This window comes from Bradyrhizobium sp. OAE829, assembly GCF_040546575.1.
Taxonomy (GTDB): Bacteria; Pseudomonadota; Alphaproteobacteria; order Rhizobiales; family Xanthobacteraceae; genus Bradyrhizobium.
In genome coordinates, this window is record NZ_JBEPOE010000001.1 from 3,761,434 (window position 1) to 3,775,841 (window position 14,408).

General features: G+C 63.8%; 16 protein-coding genes and 1 riboswitch. Of the genes, 11 read left to right on the forward strand and 5 right to left on the reverse strand.

From position 1 onward, the window contains the following. From soxZ to ABIE49_RS18480, 6 genes are all read left to right on the forward strand, one after another. Nucleotides 1-312, forward strand: coding sequence for a thiosulfate oxidation carrier complex protein SoxZ (soxZ, locus tag ABIE49_RS18455; RefSeq protein WP_192735543.1), 312 nt, complete (start codon nucleotides 1-3; stop codon nucleotides 310-312). Further along, on the forward strand, nucleotides 309-1,172 hold the full coding sequence (soxA, locus tag ABIE49_RS18460; RefSeq protein ID WP_192735544.1) for a sulfur oxidation c-type cytochrome SoxA: 864 nt from the start codon (nucleotides 309-311) through the stop codon (nucleotides 1,170-1,172). Before soxZ ends, soxA begins: the two co-directional genes overlap by 4 nt. Beyond that, nucleotides 1,169-1,477 (forward strand): hypothetical protein, encoded by a 309-nt coding sequence (locus ABIE49_RS18465; protein WP_192735545.1) that lies wholly within the window; start codon nucleotides 1,169-1,171, stop codon nucleotides 1,475-1,477. Before soxA ends, ABIE49_RS18465 begins: the two co-directional genes overlap by 4 nt. Nucleotides 1,478-1,562: 85 nt before the next feature. After that, on the forward strand, nucleotides 1,563-3,305 hold the full coding sequence (soxB, locus tag ABIE49_RS18470) for a thiosulfohydrolase SoxB (RefSeq protein ID WP_192735546.1): 1,743 nt from the start codon (nucleotides 1,563-1,565) through the stop codon (nucleotides 3,303-3,305). Then, nucleotides 3,302-3,763 (forward strand): DsrE family protein, encoded by a 462-nt coding sequence (locus ABIE49_RS18475; protein WP_502915914.1) that lies wholly within the window; start codon nucleotides 3,302-3,304, stop codon nucleotides 3,761-3,763. Before soxB ends, ABIE49_RS18475 begins: the two co-directional genes overlap by 4 nt. A 123-nt stretch (nucleotides 3,764-3,886) precedes the next feature. Further along, entirely contained in the window at nucleotides 3,887-4,927 is a 1,041-nt protein-coding gene (locus ABIE49_RS18480; protein WP_192735547.1) for an MBL fold metallo-hydrolase, read from the forward strand. A gap of 137 nt (nucleotides 4,928-5,064) precedes the next feature. Here the strand turns inward: ABIE49_RS18480 and ABIE49_RS18485 are convergent, their stop codons facing one another. From ABIE49_RS18485 to ABIE49_RS18495, 3 genes are read right to left on the reverse strand one after another with little or no spacing between them, the layout of a single operon-like run. Further along, entirely contained in the window at nucleotides 5,065-5,895 is an 831-nt protein-coding gene (locus ABIE49_RS18485) for an ABC transporter substrate-binding protein (RefSeq protein ID WP_192735548.1), read from the reverse strand. Beyond that, nucleotides 5,895-6,677 carry an ABC transporter ATP-binding protein gene (locus ABIE49_RS18490; protein ID WP_192735549.1) on the reverse strand — a complete coding sequence of 261 codons (783 nt, stop codon included), beginning with the start codon at nucleotides 6,675-6,677 and terminating at the stop codon, nucleotides 5,895-5,897. The genes ABIE49_RS18485 and ABIE49_RS18490 overlap by 1 nt, the downstream gene beginning before the upstream one ends. After that, a complete protein-coding gene (locus ABIE49_RS18495) occupies nucleotides 6,674-7,717 on the reverse strand; it encodes a FecCD family ABC transporter permease (protein WP_192735550.1) in 1,044 nt (347 codons plus the stop codon). Before ABIE49_RS18495 ends, ABIE49_RS18490 begins: the two co-directional genes overlap by 4 nt. A 134-nt stretch (nucleotides 7,718-7,851) precedes the next feature. Beyond that, a riboswitch (cobalamin riboswitch) is annotated at nucleotides 7,852-8,051 on the forward strand. 114 nt (nucleotides 8,052-8,165) lie between these two features. On the opposite strand from ABIE49_RS18495, the gene ABIE49_RS18500 reads away from it, so the two are divergent. The 4 genes from ABIE49_RS18500 (at nucleotide 8,166) to ABIE49_RS18515 (ending at nucleotide 12,213) form a co-directional block, all read left to right on the forward strand. After that, nucleotides 8,166-10,448, forward strand: a complete 2,283-nt coding sequence (locus ABIE49_RS18500) for a TonB-dependent receptor (RefSeq protein ID WP_354066866.1) — start codon at nucleotides 8,166-8,168, stop codon at nucleotides 10,446-10,448. 99 nt (nucleotides 10,449-10,547) lie between these two features. Then, nucleotides 10,548-11,564 (forward strand): DUF6925 family protein, encoded by a 1,017-nt coding sequence (locus ABIE49_RS18505; protein ID WP_192735551.1) that lies wholly within the window; start codon nucleotides 10,548-10,550, stop codon nucleotides 11,562-11,564. Nucleotides 11,565-11,679: 115 nt separating this feature from the next. Further along, nucleotides 11,680-11,919, forward strand: a complete 240-nt coding sequence (locus ABIE49_RS18510) for a transcriptional regulator (protein ID WP_354066867.1) — start codon at nucleotides 11,680-11,682, stop codon at nucleotides 11,917-11,919. 6 nt (nucleotides 11,920-11,925) lie between these two features. After that, on the forward strand, nucleotides 11,926-12,213 hold the full coding sequence (locus tag ABIE49_RS18515) for a hypothetical protein (RefSeq protein WP_354066868.1): 288 nt from the start codon (nucleotides 11,926-11,928) through the stop codon (nucleotides 12,211-12,213). Nucleotides 12,214-12,324: 111 nt separating this feature from the next. Here ABIE49_RS18515 and ABIE49_RS18520 read toward each other — a convergent pair whose 3' ends face one another. Then, nucleotides 12,325-12,564, reverse strand: coding sequence for a hypothetical protein (locus ABIE49_RS18520; RefSeq protein WP_192735553.1), 240 nt, complete (start codon nucleotides 12,562-12,564; stop codon nucleotides 12,325-12,327). A 159-nt stretch (nucleotides 12,565-12,723) separates the two neighbouring features. Between ABIE49_RS18520 and ABIE49_RS18525 the strand changes: the two genes are divergently transcribed. After that, nucleotides 12,724-12,879: a hypothetical protein gene (locus tag ABIE49_RS18525; protein ID WP_354066869.1), complete on the forward strand. Its 156-nt coding sequence runs from the start codon at nucleotides 12,724-12,726 to the stop codon at nucleotides 12,877-12,879. Nucleotides 12,880-13,006: 127 nt separating this feature from the next. Here the strand turns inward: ABIE49_RS18525 and ABIE49_RS18530 are convergent, their stop codons facing one another. Further along, nucleotides 13,007-14,254: a hypothetical protein gene (locus tag ABIE49_RS18530; RefSeq protein ID WP_192735554.1), complete on the reverse strand. Its 1,248-nt coding sequence runs from the start codon at nucleotides 14,252-14,254 to the stop codon at nucleotides 13,007-13,009. Nucleotides 14,255-14,408: the final 154 nt, after the last annotated feature.

Below are 14,408 nucleotides of genomic sequence, written 5' to 3' on the forward strand. Positions count from 1 at the left end.
ATGGCATCGACCATTCGCGTGCGCGCCACCTCGTCAGGCGAAACCACCGAAGTGCAGGCGCTGATCCAGCACCCGATGGATTCCGGCTTCATCAAGGATTCCAAGGGCGAACTCATTCCGCCGCATTTCATCCAGCAATTGACCTTCGAATATAACGGCAAGCCGGTATTCACAGCCGACTGGGGCGGCGGCGTCTCCAAGGACCCCTACGTCAAGTTCGCCTTCAAGGGCGGCAAGAAGGGCGACGAGCTGAAAGTGAGCTGGGTCGACAACAAGGGCGCCACCGACACGACCACGGCGAAGATTCAATGAAGCTGCGATCCGCAACACAATTCGCTGCGGCGGCGTTCGCGCTGGCCCTGCTGGCGTTCGCCGCCCCGCCTGCGGTCTCTGCCGACAAGGTCGACCCGGTCGCCGACGAGAAAGCGTTCAAGAAATTCTTCTACGACAAATTCCCCAAGCTGAAGCCGGAGGATTTCGTCAACGGTCCTTATTCGATGGACGCGGACCTGTACAAGCAATGGCAGGACAAGGAACAGTTCCCGCCCTACGAGTTCTCGCTCGAATTGGGCAAGGAGATGTTTTCCAAGCCGTTCAAGAACGGCAAGACCTATGGCGACTGCTTCCCCAATCAGGGCATCGGCATTCGCCAGGACTATCCCACCTTCGACGAGAAGGAAGGCAAGGTCATCACGCTGGAGCTGGCGCTGAACCGCTGCCGCGAAGCCAACGGCGAGCCGGCGTTCTCCTATGTGCGCGACGAGATGGCGGCGCTGACCGCCTATATGGCCTTCACCTCGCGCGGCAAGCCGTTCAACATCAAGGTTCCCAACGACCCGCGCGCGCTGGCTGCTTATGAAAACGGCAAGGAATATTTCTACACAAGGCGCGGCCAGCTCAATTTCTCCTGCGCCACCTGCCATGTGCAGAGCCCTGGCGAGAGGGTCCGCACCGAAGTGCTGGCGCCGGCGCTCGGCATTGTCAACGCGATGCCGATCTATCGCTCCGAGTGGAACGGCATGGGCACGACCAGCCGGCGCTTCACCACCTGCAACAGCCAGATCCGCGGCGTGCCGCTGACGCCGCAGGACGATGAATACCGCAACGTCGAATACTACCTGTCCTATGTCAGCAACGGATTGCCGATATCAGGCCCGGGAGCGCGGCCATGAGGATCACGACACTCACATCGATCGCCGCGTTGCTGCTGCTAGGTGCGACCTCGGCGCTGGCCGCCGGCGAGGACGACTACAAGGCTGCCGTCGCCGCCGCGGAAGCTGCCAACAAGCAGGCGGCTTCCTTGCGAAATCAATGGACCACGACGGCCTCGACGCTGGCGGCGGCCAAGAAGTTCGCCGATGGCGGCGATTTCGATAAGGCCACGGCGTCAGCCAAAGAAGCGGAAGCGCTGGCGAAAGCTTCGATCTTCCAGGCCACCAGCGAAAAAGAACGCTGGAGAGATTTGGAAATTCGCTAGAGCATGATCCGGAAAAGTGGGTGCCGGTTTTCCGACAAGATCATGCTCAAGTAAGAAGCGTGTTTTGCGACGCGCGGAGATTAGTATGCCGATCCGCCGCCGGGAGTTTCTGACGCTAGCAGGCGCGGCTACCCTCGCAGGCAGCCTGCCTCGCCTCGCGCGCAGCGCCGACAGCGTCTACGACCTCGAGCGCTTCGGCAATGCCCGCATCCTGCACATCACGGATACGCATGCGCAGCTCAAGCCGGTGTTCTTCCGCGAGCCCAGCGTCAATCTCGGCGTCGGCTCGATGCAGGGCAATCCGCCGCATCTGGTCGGCAAAGCCTTCCTCGACCGCTTCGGCATCCGGCCCGACAGCGCCGATGCCTATGCCTTTACCTGCATCGAATTCGAAAAAGGCGCGCAGCGGTTCGGCAAGCTCGGCGGCTTCGCGCATCTGAAGACGCTGGTCGATCGCCTGCGCAGCGATGCCGGCGCCGGCCGCTCGCTGCTGCTCGACGGCGGCGACCTCTGGCAGGGCACGGGCCTTGCCAATGTCATGAAGGGCGCCGACATGGTCGACGCCTCGAACCTGCTCGGCATCGACGCGATGACCGGCCATTGGGAATTCACCTATGGCGAGAAGGCGCTGCGCAGCAATCTCGAGCGCTTCAAGGGCGAGTTCCTGGCGCAGAACGTTTTCCTGACCGAGGAAGCCGCCTTCAACGACGCCAAGGCGTTCGATCCGGCATCGGGCCGCGTGTTCAAGCCATTCACGATCAAGGAGATGGGCGGCCGTCGGGTCGCCGTGATCGGACAGGCTTTTCCATACGTGCCGATCGCGCACCCCAAGCGCTTCACGCCGGACTGGAAATTCGGCATCCGGGACGAAGAACTGCAGAAGCTGGTCGATGGCTTGCGCAACACCGACAAGGTCGATGCGGTTATTTTGCTGTCGCATAACGGCATGGATGTCGACCTCAAGCTCGCCAGCCGCGTCACCGGCATCGACGTCATTCTGGGCGGCCACACCCACGACGCCGTGCCGCAGCCGATCGCGGTGACCAATCCGGGCGGCGTCACGCTGGTCACCAATGCCGGTTCGAACGGCAAGTTCCTCGCCGTGCTCGATCTCGACATCGGCAAGGGCAAGGTCGCAAACGTCCGCTACCGCCTGCTGCCGGTGTTCTCCGAACTGCTGAAGCCAGATCCGACGATGCAAGGGCTGATCGACAAGACCCGCGCGCCGCATGCGGGCGACTGGGTCGACAAGATCGCTTCCGCCGATCGCCTGCTCTACCGCCGCGGCAATTTCAGCGGCAGCATGGATCAACTGATCTGCGACGCGCTGCGCAGCGAACTCGACACCGAAATCGCGCTGTCGCCGGGTTTCCGCTGGGGCACCACGGCGCTGGCGGGCCAGCCGCTGACGATGGAAGACGTGCTGGCGCAGACCGCGGTTACCTACCCCGAGACCTACGTCGTGACCATGACCGGCAGCCAGATCAAGGACGTGCTCGAAGACGTCTGCGACAACCTCTTCAACACCGATCCCTATTACCAGCAGGGCGGCGACATGGTCCGGCTCGGCGGCCTCGCCTATGCCTGCACGCCGGCGGAAAGCGTCGGCAAGCGGATCTCCGAACTGACGCTCGATAATGGCTATCAGCTGCAAGCCGCCAAGAGCTACAAGGTGGCGGGATGGGCTTCCGTCAACGAGCAGACCGGCACGCCGGCCTGGGATGTGGTGGCCAGACATCTGAAGTCAGGCAAGCCGCCCAACCGCTCGGCCCCGGGCGTGACGCTGAAGGGCGTCGAGGGCAATCCGGGCATTTCGAAACAGGTATGACAGGCCATCTCACCATGATCCGCGCGATGACCACAGCGCTGTTGATCGCAGCCGCCGCGCCGGCCGTGCGCGCCCAGCAGGCGCCGCTGCAGGACAAGCCGTTTGCCGAGCACAAGATCGTGCTGCAGCTTTCGGACAATGACCCACGCAAGCAGGGTCTCGTGCTCAGCGTCGCCAGCAACCTGATGAAGTACTACGACCCCGACAAGGTCGCGATCGAAATCGTCGCGTTCGGCCCGGGCATCGAGCTACTGCGCCCGGAGAATCCCAACCGCAAGATGGTCGAGAGCCTGGTCGCCCAGGGTGCGCGGTTCGATATCTGCCTCAACACCGTCGACACGCTCGAACGCGAGAGCGGCAAACGGCCGGAATTCATCGCGGCTGCGACGCCGGTCCAGGTCGGCGTCGCGCAGATTCTGTTCCTGACCGAGAATGGATATACGTTGGTCAGGCCGTGATCGGCCTTGGATAAGCAAGACTACCTCGAAAAAGCCGCCCGCAGAGACGAAAGCCATTTGAGACCGTAGTCAAAATAGAATAATATCCTCCGCGAGACCCAAATAGAGAACGCGGCAGCGATCATGATCTTTCGTCAGCTCTTCGACAGCGTTTCGGGCACGTACAGCTATTTGCTGGCCAGTCGCGCCGGCGGCGAGGCGCTGATCCTCGATCCCGTGCTGGAAAAGGCCGACCGCTATTGCCAGCTGCTGCGCGAACTCGACCTGCGCCTGGTCAAGGCGGTCGACACCCATCTGCACGCCGACCACGTCACGGGTCTCGGCGAACTGCGCGATCGCACCCAGTGCATCACCATCATGGGCGAGCAGAGCAAGGCCGACGTGGTGTCGATGCGCGTCTCCGACGGCGACAAGGTGATGATCGAGGGTTTGAGCCTGGATGTCATGTACACGCCTGGCCACACCGATGATTCCTACAGCTATCTGATGGGCGACCGCGTCTTCACCGGCGACACGCTTTTGATCCGTGGCACCGGCCGCACCGATTTCCAGAACGGCAGCGCGCGGGCGCAGTATGATTCGATCTTCAACCGGCTGCTGAAATTGCCCGACGAGACCATGGTATTCCCCGCCCATGACTACAAGGGCGACACGGTCTCCACGATCGGCGAAGAGAAGCGTTACAATCCGCGTCTGCAGGTGCGCGGCATCGACGAGTATGTCGAGCTGATGAACAATCTCAATTTGCCGAATCCAAAACTGATGGATGTGGTGCTGCCGGCCAACATGCATGTCGGCCTGCATCAGGACGATCTCGCCAAGCAGGGCCTCGCATTGTCAGCGCGCGCCGCGATCGACAGTATCGGCAAGCCCGACATCCTGCTGGTCGATCTGCGTGAAGCCAGCGAGCGCGCCAAGCACGGCACGCTGTCGGGCGCGCTGCATGCACCCTACCCCGGCATCGCCGAAAGCTTGGCGCCGGGCGGCATGCTGCGCGAAGTCGCGGCCGCGACCGGGCGCCGCGTGGTGTTCTTCTGCGCGTTCGGCGAACGCTCCGCGATGGCGGTCACCGCCGCCAAGAACGCCGGCCTTGCCAACACCGCCCACATCGAGGGCGGCATCGACGCCTGGAAGAAAGCCGGCGGCCCGGTGGTGATGGGGTGAGCGTTGCTGTCGTCCCTGCGAACGCAGGGACCCATACGCCGCGGCACCGATGATGGAAGGCAGTGGCCGACGCCTTGCTTAAGTTGCAGCGTCCTGTGGTTATGGGTCCCTGCGTTCGCAGGGACGACGGAAATACTTCACCGCCCCACGCGCTTCAATTCCGCCGTCAACACATCCAGCGCTTCCGCCAGCATCACACCGCCGCATTCGGTCAGACGTTCCGGAATCACGATGCGTTTTTCCGGCGGATAGAACCGCGCGAGCGCCGGATGCAGCAGAAAAGCCTGGCCGTCGTCGCGCGCGAAATCGCCGGCCTGCGACACCAGCAGCAAATCCGGTTTCTGGCTCACGATCGCCTCGAGTGAAGCGAAGCCGCCGAAGTTGAAGCCGAGCTCGCCGGCCGTGTTGAGCAGCCCGGTCTCGGCCAGCAGCGAGCCGACAAAGCTGTCGCTGCCGGCGACCCAGCCGCGCCGCGACAGCGGCAGCACCCGATAGTGTTTTGCGGCAACAGCCTGGCGCGCCCGCGCCAATGCCGCATCGAGCAACGCGATCTGCGCCGCTGCGCGATCGGGGTGACCGACGATGTCACCGAACTCGCGAATCTGGTCCTTCACCTCGGGCAGGGTCCGCGGCACCGGAAGTTCGGCGAGGCGCAGCCCGTGCGCCTTCAGCAATTCCCGCGTCGAACGCTTGTCGTACAGATTAGCGACGACGATGTCGGGCTTCAGCACCATCACGTCTTCCGCGCCGCCCGACAGTTTTGGATAGCGCGCGACGTCACCGGCCACCCAGGCATCGCGCGAATAACGCGAAAGCCCGAGGATCTGTTCGGGATCGGCCAGCGACAGCAGCAATTGATCGCTGCAGACGTTCATCGACACGATGCGCGGCAGCTTGGCGGCCAGCGCCGCGCTATCAGGCATCGCCAGCGCCGCAACCGACAGCAGCACGGCAAGCCGGCGGCGCATCACAGATCCGCCCACGGCACGATCACGGCCTCGCGCTGGTATTCGGCGCGGTAGGCGCTGATCCGGAACACGTCGGCTATCACCTGCTCCGACAGCGCCTCCACCGGCGCGCCCTGCGATACCAGCCGGCCCTCCTTCAGAACCAGCACATGATCGGCGAATCGGGCGGCCAGGCCGAGGTCGTGCGTCACCACGATGACCAGCACGCCCTTGTCGGCGGTGGCGCGCAAATTCTTCATCACGTCGATCTGGTGGCGCGGGTCGAGCGAAGCGGTCGGCTCGTCGGCCAAGATCACCGGCGCCTCCACCGCGAGCACGCGCGCCAGCGCGACGCGGCTGCGCTCGCCGCCGGACAGTTCGGTGACGCGGCGTTCGCTGAACTCCACCACGTCGACCGCCTGCATCGCACGCAATACGGCTTCAGTATCCCTTGGCGACAGCCGCGCCGGATCGGTCGCGCCATGCGGATAACGGCCGAGCGCCACGATGTCGCGCGCCGGCAGCGGCCAGTGCACGATGTGGCCTTGCGGCAGATAGGCAAAGCGTTTTGCGCGCTCGCGCAGCGGCAGACCAGTCAGCGCATCGCCGCCGATATGGATGTCGCCGCGGGACGGCAGCAGCCCCGACAGCGCGCGCAGCAGCGTGGTTTTGCCGGCGCCGTTCGGCCCGACCAGAGCGACCAGATGACCCGTGGTCAGCGACAGCGAGACATCGCTGAGCACATGGCGACCAGCCAATGTCACGTTCACGCCGCGGGCGGTGAGAAGTGCGGCTTCGCTCATGCGACGCCTCCCCCGAGCGCGCGGCGTTCGCGCGCGATCAGATAGAGGAAGAACGGCACGCCGATGATCGAGGTCAGCACACCGACCTTGATGTCGCTGGTCGAGGGAATGATCCGCACCGCGATGTCGGCGGCGAGCAGCAGCGCCGAGCCTGCCAGCGCACTCGGCACCAGCAGCCGCGCCGGATCGTGGCCGATCAGGGGCCGCATCAGGTGCGGCGCGACGAGGCCGATGAAGCCGATGGTGCCGGTGACCGCCACCGCGCCGCCGACCCCGAGCGCCACGCCGGCGATCACGATCAGCCGCAGGCGCCCGACATCGACGCCGAGGCTCTGCGCGGTTTCCTCACCGAGGCTGAGCGCGCGAAAGGAATGGCGCTGGCTGAACAGGATGATGCCACCGGCGATGATGAACGGCAGCGCCAGCATCACGTGCTGAAAACTGCGATCCTCCAGCGAGCCGAGCAGCCAGAACGCGATCTCCAGCACCACGAAGGGATTGCTGGAGAGGTTCATCACCAGCGCCGTCGCCGCTCCCGCCAGACTCGAAATCGCAAGACCCGCCAGGATCAGGATCAGCAGCCCGGCATTGCGGCCGGCGATCGTCAAGAGCACGAACACCGATCCGAAAGCGGCCATGATCGCCACGACAGGCAGCGCATAGGAGCGCACATCGGCCCACCCCAGCGCGATCACCAGCACGGCGCCGAAGGCCGCCGATTGCGGCGCGCCGAACAGCGAGGGCGAGGCCAGCGGATTGCGCAGCAGGCCCTGCAGCGACGCGCCTGACATTCCCAGGATGGCGCCGATCGCCAGCGCCAAAATGGTCCGCGGCAGGCGGATTTCCCGCACGATCACCTGCGACACATCACTGCCACCGCCGAGCAGAGCTTCCATCACCGCCAGCGGCGACAGCCGCACCGGCCCGATGCCGAGCGAGATCAGCACGAGCAGCCCGACGAGGCCGGCAAGCGCGGCCGTCACGCCAATCCGGCGCCGCGCGGCCTCCTCGTTTGCAGCAATGATGGTCTCAACACTCATCGATCGTCCCCGGACGGTCAGCCCGTACCGCACTACGCGTTCGAACGGTACTGCTCATGCGACATAAAAGACGCACTCGTCCAGTGAGGACCGCAGGCGGCGCCTGATGGGATTGACTCTATCTTTGACAAACTTCTACCATAATTTTCGACGGTTCCCGTTTTGGGGATCAAAAGGGAATGCGGTGCGGGGACAGTCCCCCAATTCCGCGGCTGCCCCCGCAACTGTAAGCGGTGAATCTTTCGTCCTACGCCACTGGGATTCTCGGTCCTGGGAAGGCGACGAAAGGTAACGACCCGCAAGCCAGGAGACCTGCCGTCAGCCGTGGTCACACGCGAAGATGTCGGTCGGGGAGTACAGGCATTAGTTTCACCAGAGCTGTTTGCAGCACGATGGTGGGACTTGGTTCGCTGTGACGTGCCACTGACGTCATACCGAGGCCTGAACCATGTCTTCCACCACCCCAGTCGCCAAGCGGCGCCGCCATCTTTTGCTGGCATCCAGCTTTCTGGCGCCGATCATGGCGCTCGGCATTTCCGGCGCGCAGGCCCAGCAGACCGCCGCGGCCGCCGATCAATTGCCGGCGATCGAGGTCAACCCGCCCGGCGACCAGAACCGGACCCGCGCCAAGCCTGCTACCGATCAAGGCTCGGGTACGCGCCGCGTCGTCGCGCCGAACCCGAGGCCGTCAAGCAATCGGAACCCTGCGCCGGGGACCGGCTCCAACGTCGCGTCGCAAGGCGATGGCCTGGGCGGCGGTGGAGCGCCGGTCCGGCAATTCGCCGGCATCGTCGGAACATCGGCGACCGTCATCACGGCTGAGGAAATCGCGCATTCACCCGCGCAGACCTTGCAGGAAATCATCGCGCAAACACCGGGCGTGCAACTGACCAGCCTGTTTGGCGGCGTCAACGGCGCGAAGACCAGCGTCGATCTGCGCGGATTCGGTGCGTTTGCGACCTCCAATACCCTGGTGCTGATCAACGGCCGAAGGCTCAACGACATCGACATGGCCGGCGTCGATTTTTCGACCATTCCGCGCGATTCGATCGAGCGCATCGAAATCACCCGCGGCAACAGCGGCGCGGTGCTGTACGGCGACAATGCCGTCGGCGGCGTCATCAACATCGTGCTTAAAAACGGCGTCGGCGGCCCGCCGGTCGCGATCCGCGGCGAAGCCGGCGTCGGGTCCTTCAATCAGCGCATGGCCTCGGTCTCGGCCGCGACCAATTTTGGTCCGTGGTCGACATCGTTCTACGGTAACGGCATCAAGTCCGACGGCTACCGCGTCAACAATGCGCTCGACCAGCGCAAGGGGGTCGGCAACCTCAACTACACCACGCCCGGCCTCACCGCCTTCGTAACCGTTACCGGCGACGATCAGAAGCTCGGCTTACCGGGCGGCCGGCTGGTCGATCCATCCATTGGTCTCAACGAGCTCGTCACCAACCGCCGCGGCGCCGCCACGCCGCTCGACTACGGCAACCAGCAGGGCGCCAGCGCCACCGCCGGCTTCACCAAAACCCTGTGGAACGGCGTCGATCTCATCATCGATGGCGGTGTGCGGGATAAAAAGCAACAAGGCGCGTTCTTCAATCCCTTCGCCAACAGTTACGTCGACAGCCATCTGCAGACATGGTCCCTGACGCCTCGATTGAGCGTCAAGAACGTAATCTTCGGGCTACCCTCTTCGATCCTGACGGGCATCGATTATTACGATGCGACGTTCCACCAGGAGCGGCCGGAATTTAAGGGCACGCCGCCGATCCATACTTATGATCTGTCGCAGCGAACGATTGCCGGCTATTGGCAGCAAACCCTTGGGCTGTTGCCGACAACGGATTTCTCGTACGGCGCGCGAATCCAGAACACCAGCCTGAGTGCGCGGGACCGTCTTAACGATCCGCCGAACTGCGCCCTGTTCTTTACGTGCGGCGCTCAGAACCTTCCGCTGGATAGCAGCGAAGTCCAGCACGCGCTGCATGTCGGCCTCGAACATCGCTTCAACAATATCGTCTCGGTATTCGGCCGGGCCGCCCGCGCGTTCCGCACGCCGAACGTCGACGAGAGATTGTCCTCCGGACCCTCCTTCGATCCTGTCTTCTTCACCCCAATTCCCGGCACCTTCCAGCTGAAAACCCAGACCTCGCACGATGTCGAAGGCGGCTTCCGCATCAAGTCGGGCGGATTCCAGATGCAATCGAGCATCTACAACATGGACCTCGAGAACGAGATCCATTTCAACCCGGCACTGTTCTTTAACGTCAACCTCGATCCGACCCGCCGGTACGGCTCGGAAACCAGCGCCTCGCTTCGCGTCAGCGACAGCGTGCTGCTGCGCGGCGGCGTGGCCTACACCCGCGCGGTGTTCCGTGAAGGGCAGTTCGCCGGCAATGACGTTCCGCTGGTGTCCCGCTACACCGCCAGTGGCGGCGTGACGTGGAATATCTGGCAAAATTATCTGGTTGCGGACGCCACGGTGCGCGGCTGGAGCGAGCGCTACATGGACAACGACCAGAAGAATACCCAGCGCCGCATCCCTGCCGATGCCACCATCGACTTCAAGCTGAGCGGGGCATATCAGCACTTCTTCTGGTCGGTGAGCGTCAACAACGTGCTCAACGCGCTGTACTACGACTATGCGATCGCAAGCACGTTCACCGACGGCCGTTTCAGCGCCTATCCGCTGCCGGGTCGGACCTACATGGTGAAGGCCGGCGCGACGTTCTGAGCCCGCGGACGCCGGTCCGGGGCCCGCTCCGGACCGGCTTGTCCTGACCTGACAAGCCAGTATTCTCTTTAGCCCCGAGGGTTAAGGGAATGCTGGTTGATGCCTGATGTTTCCGCCGTCGCGCCGACCGATCTGTTGCAGCGGGAAATTGCCGATCCCGACACGCAATGGAGTCTCGGCACCTTCGGCGCCATCGCCGAATTCGCCCGCGATCGCGACGAGCCGGTGCGGCTGACGCAATCGATCGAGGCCGTTGCAGCCGTGACGCCGCGCGGCGGCATTGCGCTGAAACCGGGCGGCAACAGCCGGCCGTTCGCCTCCGAGAGCATCAGCAAATCAGGCTGGAGCCATCGGATCGCGCTGTGCCTGCCGTCAGGCGATTGCGCGATGAACGGCCGCAACGCGCTGACGGAAGTCGGCGCCGATCGCGAGGCGCTGCGGCCGGAGGACCGCGAATCCTTCCTGTTCGATCTTGGCCTCGGTGCGCTGCAGGCGGATTTCTGCGTGCGCGTCAGTGACCCCGATCTCGCCGCGCGGCTGCGCCAACTCTGCGGCCGCGCCATCTTCGAACACGACAATCCCGCGATGGGGATGATCCTTGGCGCGAACCCGCATCGCGTCTTCATCAGCCGGCTCGGCCGCATCGAGGTCTATCAGCCGATCCCGCCGCCCTCGGGCAAGAGCCCGGAAGGGCCGCACACGCATGTGCTGCCAAGACTGCTGAAGAGCGGCCGGACCCATGCAGCCACCGAGCCTGTTCCCGAGGGCTGGATCCCTTGCGCGCACATCTATCCGCCGCATCCGTTGCGCGACGGAATGGGCGGGGCCCGGCCGTTCGACCGGGCACATCACCAGCGTTTTCAACGGATCCTGGCGGCGTGCGGCGATCCCGAAACGCTAGCGATCAAGCGGCGCGTCGTCGATGCGGTGCTGGCGGGGGAGCCGCCGGTGGCGATCGCCGGCGACCGTCACGGCCGCGCCGGCATCCGCATCGCGCTGCGCCAGGTCAAAGCCGAAGGTCAGGCGTCAACGACATTGGCAGCCTGGCTGGCCACTTTCGACCAGAGCGGTCCTGAAGACGGCGATGATCCCGCCGCCCTTCACCATGAGGGCTGAATCAACCCGATAACGGGGCGTTTTCGAGCCAAATTCGCGCCCCCATCGGCGCAATCCATGGTATTACCGCCGAAACACCGCCCGACGGCATCCGTCGCGGTTCCAGAGGTATATGATGAACGACGAACCGAAGAGTCCGGCCGAAATGAAAGAGATTCGGCTGCACCGCAAGCGTACCCAGGAGGTCGAGGGCATCAAGGCGATGGCCGAGATCGCGGCCTCCGACATTGCGATTCGCAAGCGGACTGAAAAGCTGCGCGCGCTGCGGCTGGCCAAGGAAGCTGAGGACCTTGCCAATCCGCCCCGAACCGAAGGCCAAGCCCAAAGCGAAAGCCAAAGTGGCGAAGAAGGCTGACGTAAAATGAGCAAAGAAGATCGCGACCGCGCCCAGGCGCGTCTGGATAAAACCACCCGCGCAGCCCAGGACGCGCGGTCCGGCAAGGCCGACCGCGATGCGGCCTCGAGGGCCATGCTTGACAATATGGCGAAGCTGAAGGCGTTGCGGCTTGCCCGCGAAGCCGCCGCACCGCCGGCTCCCGTCAAGGCAAAGAAGGCCGCGGCCAAATCGAAACAGCCGGCCGAGAAGCGGCCGACCCCGGCATTGGGCGATTGGCTGGCGAGCCAGCAAAGCGGCGGACGACGGACTTAAGATCGAAGACCCTGAGGCGGGGACCCAAGGCTGAACTCTCAAGGCTGAACTCTTAAGGCTGAGCTCTTTGAGCTCAGCCTTAACTTCAGCACTGAAGTTATGCTTGCAGCGTTACGCCGGTGGCCAATGGATCATCGAGCGCGTCTTGGTCTCGGCGTCATAGACCTGCACTTGCAGCATCTGGAATTTGTTCTTTAGCGCTGTGCCCGCCTCTTCGGCGGCTTCGACCGTGTCGTGGTGCGATTTGAAGTGACCGTCGACCACCAGCGAATATCCTGACGTCGGCGCCTTGTCGGCGCGAATGACTTTGCGGGGCTGCTGTTCTTCGGTTTCGATGCGAGGCTTCTTCATTCTGACTCCGTTTGATTGCCCCGTTTGAAGCCGTATCGGCAAAAAGGGCAAGGAAAATTCGTGTTGCTGGCGGTAGTATATTGCACAAAGTCGGTCTGATTGCGGTGAATGCGTCATTTCGACCGGATAAGGCCGGCTGCGCCGGCGAAAAGGAGCGATATGGGTGGAAACGGGACGAAGAGCGAGCCTCCCAGGCAGGACAACGACAAGCCCGTGAAGCCGAAAGGCCCGCCTGTCGAAGACGACGATTACGAGGATGGCGACATCGCCACGCCCAAACGTGACCGCCACGGCAATGACGACGAGCCTTTGTGATGATTGTCGTCCCGGCGAACGGCGGGACCCACTCCGCGGCTGTTGTGATACGGCAAGCGGGTAGACACTCCTCAACAACAAGCATCGGTGGCTATGGGTCCCGACGTTCGCCGGGACGACGCGACTTCTAGTGAAATCCCTCACTCTCAATCTTCCGGATACTTCCGACATCGAGCAGATGCGCGCCGAAACCGCCGCGCGCCAGTTTGATCGCTGACGACGGCGAGGCCAGCAGAAATGCTGCGGTCATCGCCAGCGGCACGGCGCTGAACCAGTCCAGCCGCACCGGCGTGAGTTCTTCGCGGCTGCCGGCGTAGGGTCCGCTGGCGGTAAACACCCGGCCGCATTCCCGGATAATATCGCCCCGCGTGCCACCGCGCGATGCGCAACCGAGCAGCGCCTGCATCGCCAGATGCGTGAGCACGCCCTCGCGGCTTTCCGGCAACTGCTCCGGCGTCTCGCCTTGCGAGACACGCAGCAATAACCCAACGAGATCGATGCCGGCGCGATAGGCGTTGACCGGCTCGACCAGCCGCGGGTTGCAATCGATCAGGAGCGGCGCCGTGCCATCGTCGGGCATGATAACGTCGACCGACAGCGCACCGTGCCAGCCGAGTTGCCCGCCGATGGTCTCGAGATAGGCGCGCACCATCGGCCGGCCCACGCTTTGCTTGATCGCCTCGCCGCCCCCGACGCCGACAGCGACTTGCCGATAGGCATGAAAGCCGACCAGCCGTCCCCGGCAAAACACCGACTGCGCCTTCTCGGTGGTGCCCGTGACGAGGTCCTGCGCCAGCACCTCATCGGCGAACGCATCGTCGGCGCCGAGATCGCGTAGCGCCATTTCGAGATCATCCGTATTGCGCACGAACCAGATGCCGCGGCTTGCGGTGCCGATCGAGGTCTTGACCACGGCCGGAAAACCGATGGCGTCGCGCAGCGCGCGTGCAGATTTCACGATCCGCGTCGGCGGCTGCGGCAGCTTCCATTGATCGAGCAGCCGGCTGAATCCGGCCTTGCTGTGCGCGGCGCGATAGCTCTCGAATGAAGGCAACGCAACACCGGTGCGGCCTTCCAGTCGCGCGCGCATCCGCGCAAACAGAAAACCCTGCTCATGCGTCGGCAGCAGCACATCGAAACGTTCGCGCGCCAGCAATTGCTCGACAAACGCCAGAAATCCGGCGGGGTCTGTGCGCAGGCCCGGGCAGCGGTGAAATTTGCGGACGAAGCGTGAGAACCGCGCCAGGCAATGGGCGGAGGGATCGCAAACCTCGACATGATGGCCCGACAGGCCCAGTATCGTGATGGCCTCGCGGGCTGAGGTACTGGAACCTTCTGACACCAGCACCCGGAGCGGCTTCCCCGGATCGATCATGCCGGATCATTGCCGCACCCGCCGACTTTGTCCCTGAACTTATTGACGCATTTGGCCACTTCCGCTCGCTGCGGGGGCAGCCATGCAGCGGTATTCATGGACAAATAACCGCTAACCACTATTTTCGGCGGGGATTTTCAAAAACCAGCCTTTG